This window comes from Arthrobacter sp. 1088 (genome assembly GCF_031455315.1).
Lineage (GTDB): Bacteria > Actinomycetota > Actinomycetes > Actinomycetales > Micrococcaceae > Arthrobacter.
This window is the reverse complement of sequence record NZ_JAVDSM010000020.1, coordinates 24,287-44,562: the sequence shown is the minus strand read 5'-3', so window position 1 is coordinate 44,562 and position 20,276 is coordinate 24,287. Positions and strand designations below refer to the sequence as shown.

Annotated in this window: 21 protein-coding genes; 10 read left to right on the top strand and 11 right to left on the bottom strand. The window is 62.1% G+C overall.

Annotation, left to right across the window (positions count from 1 at the left end):
- Positions 1-188: 188 nt before the first annotated feature.
- Both J2Y41_RS22030 and J2Y41_RS22025 read left to right on the top strand, forming a co-directional pair.
- Positions 189-887, top strand: coding sequence for an urease accessory protein UreD (locus tag J2Y41_RS22030; protein ID WP_309931709.1), 699 nt, complete (start codon positions 189-191; stop codon positions 885-887).
- Positions 887-1,948 carry a nickel transporter gene (locus tag J2Y41_RS22025; protein ID WP_309931707.1) on the top strand — a complete coding sequence of 354 codons (1,062 nt, stop codon included), beginning with the start codon at positions 887-889 and terminating at the stop codon, positions 1,946-1,948. Before J2Y41_RS22030 ends, J2Y41_RS22025 begins: the two co-directional genes overlap by 1 nt.
- A 21-nt stretch (positions 1,949-1,969) precedes the next feature.
- Here J2Y41_RS22025 and J2Y41_RS22020 read toward each other — a convergent pair whose 3' ends face one another.
- Positions 1,970-2,947, bottom strand: a complete 978-nt coding sequence (locus tag J2Y41_RS22020; protein WP_309931706.1) for a serine hydrolase domain-containing protein — start codon at positions 2,945-2,947, stop codon at positions 1,970-1,972.
- Positions 2,948-3,084: 137 nt separating this feature from the next.
- On the opposite strand from J2Y41_RS22020, the gene J2Y41_RS22015 reads away from it, so the two are divergent.
- Both J2Y41_RS22015 and J2Y41_RS22010 read left to right on the top strand, forming a co-directional pair.
- Positions 3,085-3,594, top strand: a complete 510-nt coding sequence (locus tag J2Y41_RS22015) for a sigma-70 family RNA polymerase sigma factor (RefSeq protein ID WP_309931705.1) — start codon at positions 3,085-3,087, stop codon at positions 3,592-3,594.
- A gap of 1 nt (position 3,595) precedes the next feature.
- Positions 3,596-4,594, top strand: a complete 999-nt coding sequence (locus J2Y41_RS22010; protein WP_309931704.1) for a hypothetical protein — start codon at positions 3,596-3,598, stop codon at positions 4,592-4,594.
- 67 nt (positions 4,595-4,661) lie between these two features.
- Here the strand turns inward: J2Y41_RS22010 and J2Y41_RS22005 are convergent, their stop codons facing one another.
- Complete coding sequence (locus tag J2Y41_RS22005) at positions 4,662-7,427, bottom strand: alpha-amylase family glycosyl hydrolase (RefSeq protein ID WP_309931703.1); 2,766 nt, start codon at positions 7,425-7,427, stop codon at positions 4,662-4,664.
- Positions 7,428-7,748: 321 nt separating this feature from the next.
- Between J2Y41_RS22005 and J2Y41_RS22000 the strand changes: the two genes are divergently transcribed.
- Both J2Y41_RS22000 and J2Y41_RS21995 read left to right on the top strand, forming a co-directional pair.
- Positions 7,749-7,946, top strand: coding sequence for a hypothetical protein (locus J2Y41_RS22000; RefSeq protein ID WP_309931702.1), 198 nt, complete (start codon positions 7,749-7,751; stop codon positions 7,944-7,946).
- The gene (locus tag J2Y41_RS21995; RefSeq protein ID WP_309931701.1) at positions 7,943-8,173 is read left to right on the top strand and encodes a hypothetical protein; all 231 of its coding nucleotides are present in this window, start codon (positions 7,943-7,945) and stop codon (positions 8,171-8,173) included. The genes J2Y41_RS22000 and J2Y41_RS21995 overlap by 4 nt, the downstream gene beginning before the upstream one ends.
- Here J2Y41_RS21995 and J2Y41_RS21990 read toward each other — a convergent pair.
- From J2Y41_RS21990 to J2Y41_RS21970, 5 genes are all read right to left on the bottom strand, one after another.
- Positions 8,170-9,219: a beta-propeller fold lactonase family protein gene (locus J2Y41_RS21990; protein ID WP_309931700.1), complete on the bottom strand. Its 1,050-nt coding sequence runs from the start codon at positions 9,217-9,219 to the stop codon at positions 8,170-8,172. The genes J2Y41_RS21995 and J2Y41_RS21990 overlap by 4 nt on opposite strands.
- 33 nt (positions 9,220-9,252) lie before the next feature.
- Positions 9,253-10,083, bottom strand: a complete 831-nt coding sequence (locus tag J2Y41_RS21985; protein WP_224094692.1) for an aldo/keto reductase — start codon at positions 10,081-10,083, stop codon at positions 9,253-9,255.
- A gap of 115 nt (positions 10,084-10,198) precedes the next feature.
- Positions 10,199-11,233 carry an NAD-dependent epimerase/dehydratase family protein gene (locus J2Y41_RS21980; protein ID WP_309931699.1) on the bottom strand — a complete coding sequence of 345 codons (1,035 nt, stop codon included), beginning with the start codon at positions 11,231-11,233 and terminating at the stop codon, positions 10,199-10,201.
- Complete coding sequence (locus J2Y41_RS21975; protein WP_309931698.1) at positions 11,230-12,201, bottom strand: aldo/keto reductase; 972 nt, start codon at positions 12,199-12,201, stop codon at positions 11,230-11,232. Before J2Y41_RS21975 ends, J2Y41_RS21980 begins: the two co-directional genes overlap by 4 nt.
- Positions 12,202-12,238: 37 nt before the next feature.
- Positions 12,239-13,060, bottom strand: a complete 822-nt coding sequence (locus J2Y41_RS21970) for an aldo/keto reductase (protein WP_309931697.1) — start codon at positions 13,058-13,060, stop codon at positions 12,239-12,241.
- Between the two features lie 231 nt (positions 13,061-13,291).
- On the opposite strand from J2Y41_RS21970, the gene J2Y41_RS21965 reads away from it, so the two are divergent.
- On the top strand, positions 13,292-14,176 hold the full coding sequence (locus J2Y41_RS21965; RefSeq protein ID WP_309931696.1) for a helix-turn-helix transcriptional regulator: 885 nt from the start codon (positions 13,292-13,294) through the stop codon (positions 14,174-14,176).
- Positions 14,177-14,230: 54 nt separating this feature from the next.
- On the opposite strand, the gene J2Y41_RS21960 is transcribed toward J2Y41_RS21965, so the two are convergent.
- Both J2Y41_RS21960 and J2Y41_RS21955 read right to left on the bottom strand, forming a co-directional pair.
- Positions 14,231-14,440: a dodecin gene (locus tag J2Y41_RS21960; RefSeq protein WP_224094697.1), complete on the bottom strand. Its 210-nt coding sequence runs from the start codon at positions 14,438-14,440 to the stop codon at positions 14,231-14,233.
- 107 nt (positions 14,441-14,547) lie between these two features.
- Positions 14,548-15,354 (bottom strand): SDR family oxidoreductase, encoded by an 807-nt coding sequence (locus J2Y41_RS21955; protein ID WP_309931695.1) that lies wholly within the window; start codon positions 15,352-15,354, stop codon positions 14,548-14,550.
- Positions 15,355-15,528: 174 nt separating this feature from the next.
- On the opposite strand from J2Y41_RS21955, the gene J2Y41_RS21950 reads away from it, so the two are divergent.
- Positions 15,529-15,957: a universal stress protein gene (locus J2Y41_RS21950; protein ID WP_224094701.1), complete on the top strand. Its 429-nt coding sequence runs from the start codon at positions 15,529-15,531 to the stop codon at positions 15,955-15,957.
- Between the two features lie 71 nt (positions 15,958-16,028).
- Here the strand turns inward: J2Y41_RS21950 and J2Y41_RS21945 are convergent, their stop codons facing one another.
- Entirely contained in the window at positions 16,029-16,730 is a 702-nt protein-coding gene (locus tag J2Y41_RS21945) for a FadR/GntR family transcriptional regulator (protein WP_309931708.1), read from the bottom strand.
- Positions 16,731-16,809: 79 nt separating this feature from the next.
- Positions 16,810-17,613: an alpha/beta hydrolase gene (locus J2Y41_RS21940; RefSeq protein ID WP_309931694.1), complete on the bottom strand. Its 804-nt coding sequence runs from the start codon at positions 17,611-17,613 to the stop codon at positions 16,810-16,812.
- Between the two features lie 131 nt (positions 17,614-17,744).
- Here J2Y41_RS21940 and J2Y41_RS21935 point away from each other — a divergent pair, with 131 nt between their 5' ends.
- A complete protein-coding gene (locus J2Y41_RS21935) occupies positions 17,745-19,244 on the top strand; it encodes a four-carbon acid sugar kinase family protein (RefSeq protein ID WP_309931693.1) in 1,500 nt (499 codons plus the stop codon).
- Between the two features lie 79 nt (positions 19,245-19,323).
- Positions 19,324-20,226, top strand: a complete 903-nt coding sequence (locus J2Y41_RS21930) for an NAD(P)-dependent oxidoreductase (protein WP_224094706.1) — start codon at positions 19,324-19,326, stop codon at positions 20,224-20,226.
- The last annotated feature ends 50 nt before the right edge of the window (positions 20,227-20,276 follow it).

Genomic DNA, 20,276 nt, shown 5'->3' with positions numbered 1-20,276 from the left:
ACGATGGAAGCCGGCCCTGAACGCCTTCGCCATCAGCTTCGACGGAAGAATCAACTAAATGCCAACCGTGGATCCACCGAAAATCGGACAGTCCCCGATCCGTTGCCATCCATCAGTTTCATGAGGGCGCCTTGCGGGTTTTGCGGCCTCATTACTTGGATGGGTCCGGGCTGGTTTGCTACGTCATCGTGAATCCTGGCGGGGCTTATCTTGGGGGCGATCTGTTCCTCGTAGATGTTCACGTGCAAGAGGGGGCGGAGCTGTTGTTGACTACGCAGTCTGCCACCAAGGTTTATCGGACTCCGGGCTCGTTTGCTGAGCAGCGGATGCGTGTGCGGCTGGGGGAGGGGGCGCGGTTGGAGTTCGTGCCCGACCAGTTGATTGCTTATCGGGAGGCGTGTTACCGGCAGAATTCGCGCATCAGCCTCCACCCGACGTCGAGCCTTGTCATGGCCGAGGTCATCACGCCAGGGTGGTCGCCGGACGGCGCATCCTTCAAGTACGAAGAACTGCGACTGCGGAACGAGATCTGGATCGAAGACGAAAACGGAGCGAAACTGCTGGCTCTCGACAACCTCCTGATTCTCCCACCCGTCAACGATGTGGCAGGCATGGGGTTCATGGAGGGCTTCAGTCACCTGGGGTCGTTGATCGTGGTGGATCAGAAAGTGGATCAGGAGCTTGCCGATGAGCTGCACGAGCTCACCCGCCACCTGGACGCCCACACGGGCGTTTCCCTGACCAAAAGTGCTGGCGGCACGACGGGGCTTGTGCTGAGATCCTTGTCAAACAGCACCGACGAACTAAATCATCTGCTGGGCTCTTGCACCGGCGTTCTCCGCAAACGCTGGCACGGGCAGGAGCCCTTGAACCTGAGGAAGTATTAATGACTGCGCTGACCGGGTTCGCCGCCATGTACCGGGACCGGGAGAAGCTGCCATTGCGCACCCGGCTACTTTTCACGTTCGGTGCGGTGGCCGCCCTGCACATTGCCGCCGTCGTGCTTTCGCTACTGGGTTCGCTTTCACTGCAGGGTTTGGTGGCGGCCCAGCCGCTTGCGTTCGGCTTGGTGATTACCGCGTACGTGGCCGGAATCAAGCACAGCTACGACTGGGACCACATCGCTGCGATCGATAACTCCACGCGCAAGTTTGTTGCGCAGCACAAGGATCCTGTGAGCGTCGGCTTCGCATTCAGCCTGGGCCACAGTTCCGTGGTGATCCTGGCGGGGCTCCTCGTGGTGGCGGGCGCAACGTTGATAGGCCAATTCATGGAGGACGGCACGGCGGGCAACAAGGTGCTGGGCCTGATCGGAAGCGGAGTGTCCGGTTTGTTCCTCCTGGGGATGGGGCTCTTCAACGGCTCGGCATTCATGCGTGCCACGCAGGTGTACTGGAGCGTCAAGGCCGGTGCGGCGATCAGTGCAGAAGATCTCGAGGCCAAAGGATTTGTTGCCCGTTTGCTGGCCAAGCCCCTGTCAAAGGTGGAGCGGCCGCGGAACATCTACGTGATCGGTTTCCTCTTCGGGCTCGGCTTCGATACGGCCACCACCATCGGACTACTGGTTGTCACCACGACGGCGTCAATCGCCGGAGTCTCACCGCTCGCCTTGATGGCGCTGCCGTTCGCGTTCGCCGCGGCCATGACATTGTGCGATTCCATCAACGGCGTGGCCATGATGAAAATGTACAACTCCGCCATCAACGACCCCCAGCGCAAGCTCGGCTTCAACGTGGTGATCACCGGAATTTCGGCTGTGTCGGCGCTGTTCATCTCCGTGATCACGCTCGGGGGATTCGTCAACGCGGCGTTTGAACTCGAGGACCCGCTGACTACGTGGCTTGGAGGGATCGACCTTGGCGACGCAGGCCTGTTCCTTGTGGGCCTGTTCCTGATCGCATGGGCTGTTTCCGCGTGGCGTGCCCGCTCACTTGGAGCGCGCAGTTGACCGGACCGTTGGAGCCAGGGCTCAGGAGGCAGCCACCGCGTTGAAAAGCTCATTGATGTCCACGCCAAGGTCCGGTGTGTCCAGGACATTCGTCAGGAACACGACGCACCGGTCCTGCTCCGGGAACATCCACCATTCCGTGCCCGACCACCCGGGGTGACCGTAGATCCCCTTGGCAATCAGCTCGGATTCGTTGGCTGGCATCTGGAAACCAAGGCCGGTGTGCCGCAAGGGCTTGGGCCGGACACTGATGTGGGAAATCCCGGTGGTCCTTGGCCGGCGCATGGCCGCAAGCGTGGCGGGCCGCACGGCCTTGCCGGCATTGCGCAGCAACTCGGTGCCGAGATTGAGCAGATCCGTGGCGGTGCCGAACAGCCCGGCGCCGGGGTGCTTCTTCTTGTACATCCCCTCAACGTCCAGCCCCTGCTCTTCTGCGCCACGGACTGTGTGCGGATTGCAGTCCGTGTGGAACGTGAGGCCTTTCGCGCCGGTGTCGTTGGCCAATGAACTGAGCTGCTCTTCGAACGGGCGACCATCGGCCCATTCAGCCATCGCGGCAGCACCCTCAAAAGCCACATTGCAGTACTGGACCAGCGATCCCGCATAGAAGGCTTGCTCCGCCGTGGTGAGGTCTTCGCGGAGGGGCGTGCCGCCGTCGAGCTGGGTATCCATGATTCCCGAGCGGTGACTTAACAAGTGTTCGAGGGTCACCGTGTCCGTGCGGCCGGCGCCGAAGCCGGGGAGCGCGTCTGTCAATGAATTGCCGAGCGACAATTTCCCCAGCTCAACCTGACGCATCACCGTCAGTGCGCTGATGGGTTTCGTGACTGAGAACAATGCAAAGTGGTCATCGGTGGTCGCCTTCCGGCCGTCGTCGTGCCCAAAGGCGACAACGTCGGAGATGCCGTGGCTTGATGCAATTCCCAGCACGGCCACCGGCACGCGCCCCTGATCCACCTGTTTGCGGGCCCAGTCTGCTGCGGGACCTGATTCCACCATGTGACTTCCACACTTTCGCTCGGGTTCGGTGGGACGAATCTATCGAAAATTCTCCAAGCCGCGTGTAACCGTGGGACGTCGGCCGGAAACTATAGAAGTATCCTGCAGTTCAGGACACTACATTCAGGGGGAAAATCGTGCTTTCCGAGCGCGAACTGGCGTTTATCGCCATTCACAAAAACAGCTATCCATCCGTTTTCAGATTTGTCCGCCGCAGGGTGGAATCGGCGGAAATTGCCGAAGAAATCGCGGCGGACGTTTTCCGCGTCGTGTGGCAAAAATGGGACGACAACTCCCAACCCGATGTCCCGTACCTGCTCACTGTTGCGCGCAATCTCGTCGGCAATGCCTACAGGAGCCGTGACCGCCAACAGGCACTGCAGGAAAAGCTACGCACGACGGCGGTAGAGCGTTTCGGGGACGACTCCGAGAACGTCGTGGTACAGGATGCCATGGCCCGGCTCCGCGAACAGGATCGGGACATCCTCCAGCTGGCGTATTGGGACGGTTTGGGTTCCACCGAAATCGCACGCGTACTCAACTGCAGCGAATCCGCAGCGAAGGTCCGCTTGCACCGCGCACGCGGTGCTTTCCGGAAACAGATGCCTGCAGGTGTCGAAACGACTACACACAAGATGGGAGTCTGAGATGGACCAGATCAAGAGCCAGATTTCCTCGATCGACCCTCTTGCCCACGAACCAGAGGCCGAAATCAACGGCGAAGAAGCCTTGGCCCGTATGCTGACAGGTCCTCGGGTTTTCAGTGACACTGTGCCGGCTGGAGTCAGCTCGCTCCAAGAGCGCAGGAACCGGAAGGTCCGGATTGCCGGAGCGTTGTTGCTGGGAGCTGCCGCTGTCACTGCCGGTGTCCTCGTGGCCGCCAACTTCGGGTCAATAAGCTCAACGCCGGCGCCGGCAGTCACCGTCACCACCCCTGAGCCAACGCCAACGCCAACGCCAAGCGTGTCCGCCACTCCTTCGCCAATAGCAACGCCAACTGCGACTCCGACGCCGGAAGCCAGTCAGGCGCCGACCCCCACCGCACCAGCTGCGACCACCACCGCACCCGTGGCGCCGCCGGTCCAGGTGCCCACGATCCAGACGTTCACCTTCCCTGATGGACACGTCTCGTTCAGGTACCCCGCCGGTTGGACTGTTCGCCCGGAACAAGGTCCTTCCGACGGAGCCACCGTTCTGGACAGCACGGGCGCTGAAGTCGCCTTTATGAGCAGCGGTTTCTACGGCGACGGTACTGCCGGGCTGGTGGACCGGACAGTTCTGGACCGTGCCGTGGTTCCTGGAGTAACGGATACAGCAGGAAACCAGGTGGAATTCGGGTTCTCCTTGAACTACATCATGAACATCGACTACAACTCCGGTAGCGGAGGGATGCCCACAGCTAGTGGGCGTTCCGACTCTCCTCCGGTCTACGTCATGGACATCCGGCTGTCCTCCGAGCTTCAATCCGGGCAGACCTCATCCGGCACAAACCAGATCAGGATGCCCAACGGGTTCATGATCGCATACGTGAAATTTGATCTCGACAAGCAGCCCACGTTCGCCACCCCTGAAGCGGCCAAGGCCTGGATGGGTAGTGAACAGTACTCACAGCTGAAGGCCATGCTCCTGAGCGTGAGCTACAACTAGGCCCATCTGAGTAGCAGCAGTGCGCGTTTTGAGCGCTCAAAACGCGCACTGCTGCTACCTACTTGGGCTAGCGGGTGGTGAGTAGATGGCTGGCGGGGTCGTACCGGAAGGTGACCGGTCCGCCGTCGTGCTTCAGGGCTATGTTGCTGCCGTTCGGGGCGCCGCCCAAACCGTAGTTCTCAGCCCAGGAGCCGTTGATCGCGGCCTTGAATTCGTAGCTACCCGCTGCCAGGTCCGGCACGGATAGCTTCCAGATACCATCCACAGGGTCCAGGGCAAGCTGGGCCTGAGGGCAATCAGGCATCCAATCGCCGGCACAACCGAGCTCGGAGTTCAGGCTACCGGGAACGGATACAGCGGCGGGTTGCGGGCCGGCGGTCACGGCGCTGATCACGTTGGTTGCGTGGTCGTAGAGGAACGTGACGGCGCCGCCACTGTGAGTGAACACCACATTGGGACCGTTCGGAACGCCATCCGCTCCGTAGTTCTCGTCCCACGAACCGTTGAGCGCAGCCTTGAACCCGTACGTCCCGGCCGGCAGGTTCGGGACGTTCAGCTGCCACAGACGGTGCGTTGGTTCGTAAGTCATCGACGCCTGCTCGCACGACGGCTGCCAGTCTTCCGTGCAGCCAAGCTCGGTGTTGAGGCTGCCGGCCACGGTGACGGTTTCGGGCTGGGCCGGCTCGCCCACCACGCCGCTGCGCGGCTCACTCGCCGACGTGTGGCCGGCATTGTCCAGCACCACGGCACGGTACTCCACCGACGCGCCGGACTGCATCGCGGACACATCGTGGAAGACCTGGTACGGCGCGTTATCGTCTGTGCCGATCGACTCCCATTCCCCGCCCGCGGTCCGCGCCTGGAAAGTGACTTCATAGAAAGAATTACCGTCGACGTCGGCCGTCACCTTCATGCGCGTAGCGTCACCAGCAGCGGTGACCGGCTTCTTGAGAACGACGCCGGGTGCCGCCTTGGATTGCGCGAGTCGCCCCGCTGCCTGGTACACCACGGTGGAAAGCGGAGGAACTGAAACGGTCAGTTTGGCCTGGGTGTCAGTCTTTGCGTCGGCTGCAGCGTCGCCGTAAACGAGGTTGAACGGCTGCTTCGCTTCATACGTGGGGATTTCCGCTGTTTGCGCACTCTCGCTGTTGTTCACGGCAACCACGTACTCACGTTGCTCTTTGGCGTCGATACGCGAGAAGGCGTAAATCCCCGGGGCGTCGGCGGCGTAGCGGTTCTGCTGCGCGCCGCTGCGGAGGGTGGGGTGCTCGGCGGTGAGTGCAGCAAGTTCGCTGATCTTCCTGTACAGCGGGTGCCCGGTATCGAAGTTGTCTGTTGCATGCGTCGCGCTTGTGCCCAGAAGGTCGTCATCAAGGTATTCCTGAACCTGGCTGGCGAACATGGATTGCCGTGAGTCCTGGTCCCCACCTGCCCCGGTGAATCCTTGCTCGTCGCCGTAGTAGACAACCGGGTTGCCGCGCGCGAAGTACATCAGTTCGTGGGCGAGTTCATCACGCTCGACGAGTTCGGCGTCTGGCGCCCCGGCGTTGTCCTGGGCGATGAACGTGCCGATACGGCCCATGTCGTGGTTCCCCAGGAAGGTGGGCAGTTGGTACACGTTGGAGTCGGCGTCGGTGTACCAGTCATCTCCATTGAAGAACTCGGCCAAACCACTGGCCTTGCTGCTCTGGGAAGCGAAGCTGCGCGCAGCTCCTTGGAAACCGAAGTCGAGAACAGCCTGCATCTTGTTTCTGGTGGTGAACTTGGACGTGACGCTCTTGGAGGTATCGAAGACCTCGCCAAACATGAAGAATTCGTCCTTGCCCTGCTCCTTGGCGTAGCTCAGGACCTGCGGGCCAAACTGCTGCCAGAATTCATCGTTGACGTGCTTCATGGTGTCGATGCGGAAGCCGTCGATCCCGAAGTCGCGGATCCAACTCTTGTAGATATCAACAAAGCCGTTGACCACGCGGGGATTCTCCGTGAACAGATCGTCCAAGCCGAAGAAGTCGCCGTAGAGCGCGTCCTCGCCGGAAAAGGTGGTGTTGCCACGGTTGTGATACAGCGTGGAGTCGTTGAGCCACGCGGGAACCTTGACGTCCTTCTCGGCTTCGGGGACCACCGGTGTGTAGGGGAAGGACGTTGATGGATCCAGTGCAGGAAAGTCCTGTGTGCCGGCATAGTCGTGGTCATCGAAGGCCTCGCCCGCTACCGTGCGGTACGGCTCTGTTTCCTTGGAAATGTAAGGCGCTGACTCGGACTCCTGATACTGGATCACGTCCGCCGTGTGGTTGGTGATGATGTCGAAATAGACCTTCATGCCGCGTGCATGGGCGGCATCGATCAGCGTCTTCAGTTCAGCATTCGTGCCCAGGTGGGGGTCGATCTGCGTGAAATCCGTGACCCAGTACCCGTGGTAACCCGCGGAGCTGTTCTCCACTGACCCGTCACCTTGGACGGCCTTGTTCTTGAAGCTCGGTGTAAGCCAGAGGGCACTCGTTCCCAAACCCTGGATGTAGTCCAGACGGTCCTGGAGGCCTTTCAGGTCACCACCGTTGTAGAAGCCCTTGCGGGTGGGGTCGTAGCCGGACACCATCGGATCCGTACCCAGCCCGCCGTCGTCGTTGGCTTTTGTGCCGTTGTTGAAGCGGTCAGCCATGACGAAGTAGAAGTTCTGATCACTGACGCCGCCGCGGACTGAGTGTTGGCCGGCGGGATCAGGCGGCGTTTTCTTGGTGGTGGCGGCGCTCGCGGGAAGAACGGTGGAAGCCGTCACCACTGCGGTGGCGAGTACGACGGCGGGGACAATGGATCTATAGCTGCGAGATAGCAAGTGATGAAACCTTCCGCTAAGCGACTCTGCTGTGTGGCAACTCACAACTGTAAGCGCTTGCGCGGATTTGATCCATAGAAATAGATGTTTTTCTGAGAGTGAAGCGCTGTTGCGGGTTCAATACTGGAAGCGCTTGCAGGACTTTTAGTCCAGATTGAGCCAAATTCCTATTGTTCGCCTGCATGACACTGTGCGGAAATGCTATGCAATTGCCTATAACGAACCGTCCATGACTTGCATAGGGTTGAGGAGATCTGCTTCACACCAGGCCCTGCTTCACAGCATGCAGCGCCCTGAACTACCCAAGGATGAGTTTCAACGATGAAGAGCATCGCCCTCCTGCGCGAACGAGCCACCCGTGTCATGCCCACCGGTTCCCACTGCCCGGCCTCGGGTTTGTGGAGCCCGGACTCTGAGCCTGACGCCGTCCAGGTGTTCGCGGAAGGTCACGTCCTACCGGCGCACAACGGAGTGCCCACTGTCTGGCGGCGCCGGACCGCTGGCGACGTCACAGCATGACCAGCTCCATCCTGAACCGGCCCAGCGACTACCGGCACGTGCCGGCAGCGCAGTGGACTGAGCTCAGCGTCGGCGATCACGTCTGGATCTACGACGTCGCGTGGGGTGCCGGCGCGGGCCGTGTCGACGACGTTTCCCACCATCAGGAACTGCTGTGGGTGGTGCTTGAACCCACGGGCCGCAAGCTGTTCTGCGGAACGGACGACGTCCAGGTCTGGGCGGCCTAACCCGCCGGGACCAGAACGCTCGGGGACCCTGTCGCCAGGCGGCCTACGGGTCCGTCGGGCAGGCCGGTTTCGGGGTCGAGCCTGAAAGTCAGGACGTCATTGGAACCTTCATGGGCCACCAAGAGCCAGCCGCCGTGGACCAGGTGGTGCCGTGGCCAGTCGCCCCCGCTTGGCACATCGGCCAGGGGAGTGACGTCCGTGCCCTGGGCGCCCACCTTCAGGATGCAGATCCGGTTGGAGCCCCGGACGCCCACATAGACGAACCGACCGTCAGCGGACATTGCAATCTCCGCGGCGGAGTCGCCGTCGAACGCTTTGTTGACACTGGCGGGAACCACGGCCGTGAGTTCGTAGACCCCCTGGGGTTCGGCCCTGACAGCTGCAACCTCAATCGAGTATTCCGTATCGATGAAAACCGTACCGCTGGGATGCCGCACCATATGACGCGGGCCGGAGTCCTTGGGCAGGATCACGTGGTGGTCGGGCAACAGACCCTGGCCCGGCTCGTACCGCCAAACCCTCACAAGATCGTGCCCGAGGTCCGTGGTCATCACGCGACCATCGGGAAGCATGAGGCTTGAATGTGCGCGGCTTGGACGCGGCTCATCGGTGGGTCCGGTTTGATGGGGGTCGACGGCGGCTTCCGCGCTGGTCCGCGAGGTGATGGCGCCGTCGTGGTCCAGTTCGTAGAGAATGACCTGGCCATCACCCCAGCAGGTGACCACAATGAAACGTCCCTGCGGATCCGTCGCGACGTGGCAAGCGGCCTCCCCTGCCGGCCATGGTTTACCCATCTCTTCCAGCTCAGCGGTGCCGGTACGGCGGTACGCCCGTACCATCTTGCCTTCCTCGGCAACGGCATAGAGCACAGGGAGGCCTGGATGAATGGCGAGGAAGGACGGCGAGTTCGCCGCCGCAGCCAAGCCAAGCGAAGTAAGGTTCCCGTCCGCATCCACGGTGATGGCGCCGATACCTTCGCCATTTCCATTCCGGTCCGCAGTGTAGGACCCGGTCCAGATCAATGTTTCTGCGCCTGCTGTTTCCATATTCAGTTCCCCCACGTTTAGTGTTCCCGTCCCCTAGTGTCCCTGAACGTCCGAGTCGACGCCGGCATCAGGACCGGCGTCGAGGGTTTGCAGTCTTCTGAGGTCATCCTGGTCCAGCTCGAAGCCGAAGACGTCAAGGTTCTCCCGCATCCTTTGCGGGTTGGCGGTCTTGGGGATGGCAACCAGGCCCTGCTGGACATGCCAACGCAGGACCACCTGGCCGGGCGTCTTTCCATGCTTGTTGCCGATGCTCGCCAGAACCGGGGCATTCAGGAGGTCGCTGCTGGCGCCCAGTGGACTGTACGATTCTGTGACAATCCCGTGCTGCTCGTTGAACGCGATGGCAACAGGACGCGGGATGGCGGGATTGACCTGGATCTGGTTGACCGCTGGAACAACATCCGTTTCCCGGAACAGCCGGTCAAGGTGCGAAGGCTTGAAATTGGAAACGCCGATGGATCGTACCTTGCCCGAGGCCTGCAGTTCCTCGAACGTCTTCCACGTGGAGACGAACTCGCCGCGGCGGGGGAGCGGCCAATGGATCAGCAGCAGGTCAACGTAGTCCAGCCCGAGTCGTTGCAGGGAGCCATCGAGCCCAGCGGTTGCCTTGCCCGAGCCTTGGAATCCGCCGTCGAGCTTGGTAGTGATGAAGAGCTCGCTCCGGTCCACACCGCAGGCACGGATACCATTGCCGACTCCTTCCTCATTCCCATATTTGACCGCCGTATCAATGTGTCGGTAGCCGCAGGAAACAGCCTCCACCACGGCATCGGCAACCTGGGCATCATCAAGGGGCCACGTACCCAAGCCCAGTTGCGGGATCTTGTAGCCGTCGTTGAGTTCAATGAGCGGGGCAAGTGTCATGAGCATGATCTCCTCTAATGCTTGAATCTCGACCGGCGGGTCTCTTTGCTGTTCTACGCTGGCCACTGGCTGCTTGGCAACAGTTGCCGCCGAGACCACTGATCCAGCAGACCACTCATCTTGCCGTCCACTCATAGAGCCGATCGCTCAGTTCCATGAAGTCTTCCGCAACAACTTGCAGCCCGGGATGCTGATCGTGCCAGTCGATGATCTCCCTCGCACCGTCCGCGAAAGGGATGGTTGCCTGGTAATCCGGCACGAGTGCCTTGATCTTGGAGTTGTCGAACACCACGGAGTGCGAGCGGTCCCCCAAAAGGTTGGGGCCAAGCTCTTTGCTGTGGGCGGCGATGGTCTCGGAGGAAACATGGAACAGCTCGGGCTCAGGAACCCCGGCTGCCCGGGCGAAGAGACGGTAGATCTGGTTCCATGGCAGGAACTCGTCGGAAGTAATGGTGTAGCTCTCACCGACAGCCTGTGGCCTTCCCAAGAGCCCAACGAAGGCCTTGGCGAAATCACGGCTGTGCGTCAGCGTCCACAGGGAGGTCCCGTCCCCATGAACCAACACGGGCATTCCCGCGCGCATGCGGTGAATGTCAGTCCAACCGCCCACCAACGCGATCTTGGTCCGATCGTAGGTGTGGGACGGCCGGACCACAGTCACAGGGAAGTCCTGCTCGCGGTAGGCCTCAAACAACAACTCTTCACAGGCAATCTTGTCCTGCGAGTACTTCCAAAAGGGGTTCTTCAAAGGAGTCGATTCCCTGATGGGCAGGGTACTGGGTGGCTTTTGGTACGCCGAGGCGGAACTAATGAAAACGTACTGGCCCGTTTTTCCCCGGAACATCTCCAAGCCGGCCCGCGCATGAGCCGGAGTGAACGAGATGAAGTCCGCTACGGCGTCGTACTCCTTTCCGCGAAGCACCTCCCGCACTGCCCCGCTGTCGCGGATGTCTGCATGGAGTACCTCAGCGCCCTCGGGAACCGGCCGACCGGCTGACCGTCCCCTGTTGAGGATGGTCAACCGGTGGCCCAGCGCAACGGCGCGGTCAGCCGCCGCCGCACTGATGACCCCGGTACCCCCGATGAACAGGATGTTCCGCGGCGAGACCGTGTCCGCCGTTCCGGGACCGACGGGGAGGAGGCTGCTCACCAGGCGTAGTCCTCCGGGGCGGGGCGGTGTCCCGGGAAAATGTCATCCAGCCGTTTGAGGGCATCCTCGTTGAGGGTCACATCCAAGGCCCGGATTGCGGCGTCCAGCTGCTCCTGGGTGCGTGGCCCAACGATGGGCGCCGTCACGGCAGGCTGATGAAGAAGCCAAGCCAGGGCAACGTCCCCGGGCTTCTGCCCGAGTTCGTCCGCGAAATCCTCGTACTGACGGATCTGGTCCTCATGCTTGCGCAGCGTCTCCAGCGCACGGCCTTCCGTGCGGCGGACGCCCTGCTCCTCCTTCTTCAGCACGCCACCCAGCAGGCCGCCCTGCAGGGGAGACCACGGGATCAAACCGAGTCCGTACTGCTGCGCCGCGGGGATGACTTCAAGCTCAAGTTCGCGCCGGAAGAGGTTGTAGATGGACTGCTCGCTGACCAGTCCGGTGTAGTTGCGCCTGCGGGCGGCTTCCTGGGCCTGGGCAATGTGCCAGCCTGCAAAGTTGCTGCTGCCCGAATACAGGATCTTGCCCTGCTGCACGGCCACCTCGATTGCCTGCCAAATCTCATCCCACGGTGTCTGGCGGTCGATGTGATGGAACTGGTAGATGTCGATGTAATCCGTCTGCAACCGCTTCAAGCTGGCATCCAGGGCACGACGGATGTTCAGGGCGGAGAGCTTGGACTCATTGGGGCGATCCGTCATGGTGCCGTACAGCTTGGTGGCCAGCACTGTCCGTTCCCGGCGCTCGCCGCCCTTTGCGAACCAGCGCCCGATGATTTCTTCGGTCCATCCCCGGTGGCCGGAACCGCCATAGACGTTGGCGGTATCGAAGAAGTTGATGCCGGAATCCAGTGCACAATCCATGATGGAGTGCGCGGTGGCTTCGTCCGTCTGGGGACCGAAGTTCATGGTCCCGAGGCAGAGGCGTGAAACTTTCAGGCCGGAACGGCCAAGGTGGGTGTACTGCATGCTGTTGTGTCCTTTTGTTTAGAACTACGGTGTCTGTTTAGAACTGGGTAAAAGCCGCGACGGCGGGATCGGAACCTATGCGGGCTCCGGCCTCCAGGGCGGTGATGGCAGCCAGTTCGGATTGGGTAAGGGTGAGATCGGCGGCGCCGAGGTTTTCCCGCATCCTGGCAGAGTCGGCGGACTTGGGGATCACGATGGTTCCCTGCGCGAGGTGCCACGCCAGAATTACCTGTGCCGGAGTTGTTTCATGTGCAGCGGCCACCAAGGCCACTACCTCGGCGTTCAGGTCCTTGCCCTGTCCCAGCGGGCTGTAGGCCTCCACTGCGATGCCGAGATCGCGGCACTTGTTTGCCAGATCGCCTTGTTGGTACGTGGGGTGCAGCTCGATCTGGTTTACGGCGGGCACTATGTCCGCTTCCCGCAGCAAGGTATCCAGATGGTCTGTGAGGAAGTTGGAGACGCCGATGGCCCGGATCTGCTTGTCCTGGTGGAGCTTCTCCATCTCCTTCCAAGCCTGGGTGTACAGCCCTTGCGAAGGGACGGGCCAGTGGATCAGGTAAAGGTCCACTGCTTCCAGGCCAAGGGCATCGCGGCTGCGCTGGAAGGCGTCGTACGCCTCACCCTGCTCGCCGTTGCGGAGCTTGGTGGTGATGACGAGGTCTTCCCTGGGAAGGCCCGAGGCGGCGATGGCAGCACCCACGCCTGCCTCGTTACGGTAGGCAGCTGCGGTATCGATGTGCCGGTACCCTGCCTCCAAGGCGTCTTCCACCACCTTCTGTGTTTCTTCCGGAGGCACCTGGAAAACACCGAATCCGAGCTGGGGAATGGTGACGCCGTTGTTTAGGGTCAGCTCTGGCATGAGGTCTCCTTCGAGGTAGATATTTCTGGGCCTGGCCGCTGCTTCCTGTGGGTTCGGCTGCTGCGCCGGTTGCCAGAAAGCGTTTTCGGGAGGCTCTGTACCGAGCCTATTCAGTTTTCGTCGCAGAGTCAGCAATCCAGACTGATCCTGTTTTTCCTAGGTCTGGTAGTCCTACCCAAAATGGTGGTCCTGCTCTGGTCCTTCCAGCTGCGATAACGGCAGAATGGACGGATGGGTCAAAGCGCCGAGTTCGGAAAATTCCTCAAAGTCATGCGTGCCCGCCTCTCGCCCGAGGACGCCGGGGCTCCGCAGTCCAACGGCTCCCGCAGGGTTCCGGGCCTCCGCCGCGAAGAGGTGGCCAGGCTCTCCGGCGTGAGCACGGACTACTACACACGCCTGGAGCAGGGCCGGAACATCCATCCGTCCAAGGCCGTCCTCGATTCCGTTGCACGGGCGTTGCGCCTGGACGCGGGGGAGCATGCGCACATGTTGGACCTGCTGGAGCACTGCGCCAGTTCGGCCGGCAATCCGGGCCCCGCCCAAAAGGTGCGCCCTGCCTTGCGGCAGCTGCTGGACGCCGTCGGGGATGTTCCCTCAATGGTCCTGGGGCGACGCGCTGACGTTTTGGCCGGAAACCGGATGGCGCATCTGCTGTTCACGGATTTCACAGCACTACCCGCGGCCGAACGGAACCTGACCCGCTGGATCATTCTGGATCCTGCGGCCAAGGACCTGTTCAGGGACTGGAAAACCGTGGCCGCCGAGGCAGTGGGCGCCTTGCGGATGGACGTGGGCAGGCACCCCAACGATCCCCAGACCAACCAGCTCGTGGGCGAACTTGCCGTGCACAGCGAGCATTTCCGTCAATGGTGGGCGGGACACAGGGTGGCCACACGGTCTGCCGGGATTGTCCGCCTGCACCACCCTGTGGTGGGCGACCTTGAACTGAACTTTGAAACCCTGGGCCTCCCGGACGATCCCGACCAGCACCTGAGGGTCTATTCCGCGAAGGTGGGTTCGCCGTCGTCGGACGCCTTGACGCTGCTCAGCAGCTTTGGCGAGGTATCGGCGGAGACCATCCCGGCCCCCGAACCCGCCCGCCGGGATGACAGTTAATGCCAATGTTCGTCTGAAACATTGGCATTAACTGTCATCTCGCGGAGGAAGGGATCAGCGCTCCAAGCGGAAGCCAAGCTTGATGGTTACCTGCCAGTCGGCAATTGCGCCGTTCTCCAGGTGGCCGCGGATCTCCTTCACCTCGAACCAGTCGAGGTTACGCAACGTCTGGGCGGCAGCGGCGATGCCATTCCTGACGGCCGCATCGACGCCCTCGGAAGAAGTGCCAACAATTTCGGAAACGCTATATGTGTGGTCAGCCATGGTGCTCCTCATCATCGTCCCTGAATCTTGAAAATGCTGGCCCGCTCGGCAGGCCGTTCATGCAGACTAGCCCACGGACGTCCGTGCGGGCCAGAGGTCCGGCAGGCTCAGCTTTCGCGCCAGTCATTGCCTGTGATGTGCGATCCTGCGTGCGGTCCCATTTGGAGCATTCCGCCGTCCACGGGCCACGAGGCGCCAGTGACGTAGCTGGAATCCGGGGAGGCCAGGAAAGCGATGACGGCCGCAATTTCGCGTGCGTCACCGGGACGGCCCAGCGGCACGCCAGGCCGCTCCTTCTGCCTTGGGTCCTCGTCCGTTTGCCCGGTCATGGGTGTTGCGATCTCGCCGGGAGCAACATTGTTGGCAGTAATGCCGAACTCCGCGAGCTCCAGCGCCATGGTCTTGATGAGCCCGCCAAGGCCGTGTTTGGAGGCATCGTAGGCAGAGGCTCCGACCCGCGGCTGGAACTCGTGGACGCTGGTGACCGCGATGATGCGTCCGCCGCGGCCAGCGTTGACCATGCGTTTGGCAGCTGCCTGCATGGCCACGAAGGCGCCGTTGAGGTTGGTGTCCAAAGTGGACATCCAGGTGTCGTAATCCAGGTCCAGGAACTTGGTGCCATCGCCCGTTCCGGAGTTGTTGACGAACACGTCCAGGCCGCCGAGCTCCTCGGCCAGCTTGTCAATGCTGGCAGCGGTTTCGGAGACGTTCGTGGTGTCCAGATGGTGTACCACCGCCTTGCGGCCCAGGCCGCGGACCTCTTCCGCAGTGTCCTCGGCACCCTGCTGGTCCGTGTGCCAGGTGATGCCGACATCCATGCCTGCCTTGGCCAGCGCAACCGCCGTGGCGCGTCCAATCCCTGAGTCAGATCCTGTGACGATGGCGGTTTGCGGGGAAAATGATGCCTCGCTCATGTCCTTGCCTTTCGGTCGCGTGATGGTTCCGATGACTTATCCCTACCCGGACACGCCGGATCGTAAACACGGAGGCTGGAAGATGCCGGTTCTTCGCGGATCCCGGCGGCGGATGGTGATGGAGTGTAGATTTTTAGCAGCACCACCAGTGAATTCCCACAACCAGGAGTACTCATGTCTGAAGTTATTGTCGTCGGCGTTGACAGCAGCGAAACGGCCAAGCGCGCAGCCGTGGCAGCAGCGAAGCTTGCCACAGCCCTTGGCGCCGAGTTGCATGTCATCAGCGGGTTCTCCGATGACCGCATTGAAGAATTTGGCAGCGGCAGCGACAGGATCACGGTTTCTTCGGCCGACTCCGCAGAATACGTAGCCCGCAAGGTCTCTGAGGAACTTGATGTTCCCAGCGGCAACATCAAGTACTTCGCGGCCCGCGGTACGCCGGCCAACGCGCTCATCAACTACGCCGAGACCAACAACGCCTCGCTGATCGTGGTGGGAAACAAGCGGATGAAGGGCCTGGGCCGTGTCCTTGGCAGCATCGCCAACAGCGTGGCACACGGTGCTCCGTGCGACGTCTACATCGTGAACACGGACGTCGACTAAACCCGACTAAACGGGGGACAGTAGACGTGCCAATGGGCTTCCATTGGCACGGTTGCTGTCCCCTGCCTGGGTTAAGCCTCCAGGACGTACGTCTTCAGGTCGTCCAGGGTTTGCTGCATATGGGCGTCCATGGCCAGCCGGGCCTCGTGCGGATTCCGAGACTCCAGGGCCGCCGCAATTTTCCGGTGATGGCCGATCGCGTGCTCCTGGATGTCAGCGAAAGCTGAGGTCTGCGTCCGCCGTGCCTCGAGTACACGATGCAGCGGCTCGAACAGTACGGCCACGAAGACGTTGCCCGACGCATGGAGGATGACATCGTGGAAAGCGAGATCGGCTTCCACGAAGGCGGCCACGTCATTGACTTCGTGTGCGGCCTGCATCTTTTCAACGTGCTCTTTGAGGGCGATCAGCTCGTTGTCGGAGATACGTTCCGCTGCGAGTTCGCAGGCGCCGGTCTCCAGCATCCGGCGTAGCTCAATGAGCTGAATGGCAGCGGCCGCGTCTTTTGTTCCTTCGGAAGCAGCACGCAGGACGGCCTCCAGGGATGCCCACTGGTTCAGCGGATTGACGAATGTTCCTCGGCCACGTTCCACGCTGAGGATCCGCTGTGCCTCGAGCGTTTTCATGGCTTCGCGCACGGTCATGCGGCTCACCTCGTGCCGGGCGCTGAGCTCCAGTTCGCCCGGAACAATTGTCCCGGGCGGAAACTCGCCTGCGATGATCCGGTCCAGCAGCTCATCAGCAACGACGCCCACCAGCGACTTGCGTGCCATGTATCCCCATTTCCTGTAATTCATACCCTCCCGCACCTCATGGATGTTTTCCTCCAGGCGCGGATGGTTGTCAGACATCTTACGCTGGCGGTGGCCAGCTCGTTTTCCAAAATTCACACAAAGTCGTGACGCATTCTTCCGGCTGCTCCCAGTGGACGCTGTGACCGGCGTCGGGAATGGCCTTCAGGGTGCGCGTCGGGCTTGCCGCCACGAACGACGTCATCTGCTCGATTGACCGGACGCGGTCGCCCGTTCCAGCGATGACCAGCAGCGGCGCCTGAACGCGGCTGGGCACTGAAGGTTCGACGCCGGTCATGGCCGCCCAGGCGCTGGCGGACAGAACATGTAACGGCGTATCGAATCCTTTGCTGAGCAACTCCATGTCTTCCGGGGAGAGGTGCCCGTACCAGGCGTTCATGAGCTTCAGCTTGGTGCCCGCGTCGAAGTATCCCTGCTCCAACTGTGACACCAGGAGGTTCTTGAAGGCCTCGTTTGGAGGTGCCGGAACCATTCCTACCAGCGTCACTGTTGCCACTAGTTCCGGATGCTTTGCCGCCAAGGTCAGTGACACGCTGCCGCCCATCGAATGCCCCACCAGGTGCGCCGGCCCTTTCGTGCGGGCGCGGATCGCTGCTGCGACGGAAGCGGCGGCAGAGTCCAGCGTCCACTCGAAGTCCGGTGGCGTGTCCTCGCCGGGGTGATAGCCGGGGAGGTCGAGGATCCACACTTCGCGTCCGGCGTCGAGCAGTAGCTTTGCCAGCCGCTCCCAGTACACGGATCCCGAAGCCCAGCCGTGGATGAGCACAACGGGGATTTGCCCGCCGGGGGAAGGCGAGGGGGTTCTCACGTCCACGAAGGGGAGTGGAATTGCGGTGCCGGCCATGTCTCCAGACTAGTGACGCACGGCATCTTGCGCGGTGAAGAGCGCTGTGTCACACTGGCTATGAAATGTTAGATGTCTGACATCTTACATTCACTAAACCGCTACACAGATTTCCCACGATGGAGTGCACCGTGACCCTTGAAGCAGACGTTCTGGCCGCTTTCCCGGCGGAGGTCCAGATTCCGGCCCAGCTGGTTGCGGACGCCGTTGCCACATCCTCGGCGGCGTCCCCCCGCGTCCTGGTAGTCCTCGACGACGACCCCACGGGAACGCAGTCGGTCGCGGATCTCGCTGTTCTCACCCGTTGGGACGTCGCGGACTTCACTTGGGCCTTCAATCACATTCGCGAGAGCCAGACCAAGCCCGCCGTCTACGTCCTCACCAACACCCGCAGCTTGGACCCTGCAGAAGCAGCGGCGCGGAACGAGGACATCGTCCGGAATGCGCTGGCAGCAGCGGCCGGGAAGATCAGCCTTGGCTTCGTCAGCCGCAGCGACTCCACCCTGCGCGGCCACTACCCGCTCGAGCCGGACGTCATCGCCGCTACGGTCGCCGCCGAAACCGGTGAGGTCACCGACGGCGTCGTCATCGTTCCGGCATTCCCCGACGCCGGTCGCGTGACCATCGGAGGTGTGCACTACATGCGCGGCACCGGGGAAGAAGCCGGCACCCTAACCCCGGTGTCCGAGACGGAATTCGCGAAGGACGCGTCCTTCGGTTTCGCCAACTCCGAGATGGCCAAGTATGTGGAGGAGAAGTCGAAGGGCCGGTTCCCGGCAAGCGATGTAATCGTCCTTGACCTCAACATCATCCGTGCCGGCGCATCGGCCCAGGACCCGGCCATTTCCGCGAAAGCCATCGCTGACACCATTGATTCCGCTACCAACTCCACGCCGATCGTGGCCGACATCGTCACCGAAAACGACTTCCGTGCTCTGGCCCTGGGCCTCGAAGAAGCCGAACGACGCGGCAAGAAGCTCCTCTACCGCGTGGGCCCGCCGTTCGTCCGTGGCCGCATTGGCCAGGAAATCCGCACCGCACTCACCTCCGAAGAGGCCTACGCCGGCAACACTCCCTCCACAGCCGGCGGCCTGATCGTGGTTGGCTCGCACGTTGGCGTCACCACCCGCCAGCTCAACGCACTCACGGCAGAGCACAGCTCCGCGCGGATCATCGAGATCGACGTCGAGAAGCTCCTCGCAGCCGAAACCGAACCGGAGGCCGACGCTTACATCGCAACCGTTGTGTCCGACGTCGTCGACGCACTCCGCCAGGGCGACGTGATCGTCCACACCAGCCGCCTGCTCATCAAGACCGACGACGCCGCCGCGAGCCTGAAGATCGCACGCACCGTCTCGGCCGCCGTCGTCAATGTAGTGAACCGGACGCTGAAAACCTTCCCGCCGCGGTTCGTCATCGCCAAGGGTGGCATCACGTCCTCGGATGTTGCGGCCCACGGACTGGAAATCCGGCACGCGATCGTCCGCGGACCGATGCTGCCGGGCATCGTCTCGCTCTGGGAACCGGTGGATGGCCCCGCGAAGGGCATCCCGTACATCGTGTTCGCCGGCAATGTGGGCGATGACCAGTCCCTCGCCCAGGTCACCCGCAAACTCAGCGCCACTTTCTAACCATCCCCACTTGCCCCCTAACCTCGCAAGCTCGGCCAGGGAACCCGGCAAGCGTGGCCCCTATTTATCGGAGAACACCATGACCAGCAGCAACTACACCATCACCGTTCTGGGCCTCGGCGCCATGGGCCTGCCCATGGCCACCCGCCTCGCGTCCGAGTTGACCGTCCACGGTTTCGATATCGCCGAGCCCCGCCTGGAGCTTGCCGCGGCAGCCGGCATCAAGACTTTTGCTTCTGCCCGCGAAGCCTCGCAGGATGCCGACGCGCTGCTCCTGGCCGTTCGCAATGGTGAGCAGCTCAACGATGTCCTGTTCGGCGAAAACGGCGTTGCCTCGGTTCTGAAGCCGGGCGCCGTCGTGATCCTTGGCAGCACGGTGGGCACCGAAGCCATCCCCGCCACGGTCGAAAAACTGGCCGGGTACGGTGTTTCACTCGTGGACGCGCCACTGTCCGGTGGACCGAAACGTGCGGGTGAAGGCGATCTGCTCATCGTCGTTGGTGCCGAGCCGGAGGCGCTTGAAAAGGCCCGGCCCGCGCTGGAACTGTTGGCTTCCACCCTGAGCATTGTTGGCGATAAGCCCGGCGACGGCCAAGCACTCAAAACCGTCAACCAGTTGCTCTGCGGCGTGCACATCGCCGCAGCTGCAGAGGCCATGGCCCTTGCCGACGCCCTCGGCCTCGATCAGGCCAAGACCCTCGCCGCGCTGGAAGCCGGAGCTGCCGGTTCCTTCATGCTGTCCAACCGCGGCCCCCGCATCCTGGAGGCCTACACCGAGGACGGAGCCGAGGTCCTCAGCCGCCTGGACATCTTCGTCAAAGACATGGGCATCGTCGGCAAAGCCACCCGCGCTGCCGGCCTTGCTGCACCCGTTGCCGCCGCTGCAGAACAGCTTTACCTTCTCGGCCAGGCCCAAGGCCTCGCCGCCGCCGACGACTCCGCCGTCATCAAGGTTGTCGCGCCCACAAAGCGCACCAACTAACCCAATAAAAACCCGCGACGACGGCGGTCCCCCCTTCGCCGTCGTCGCCA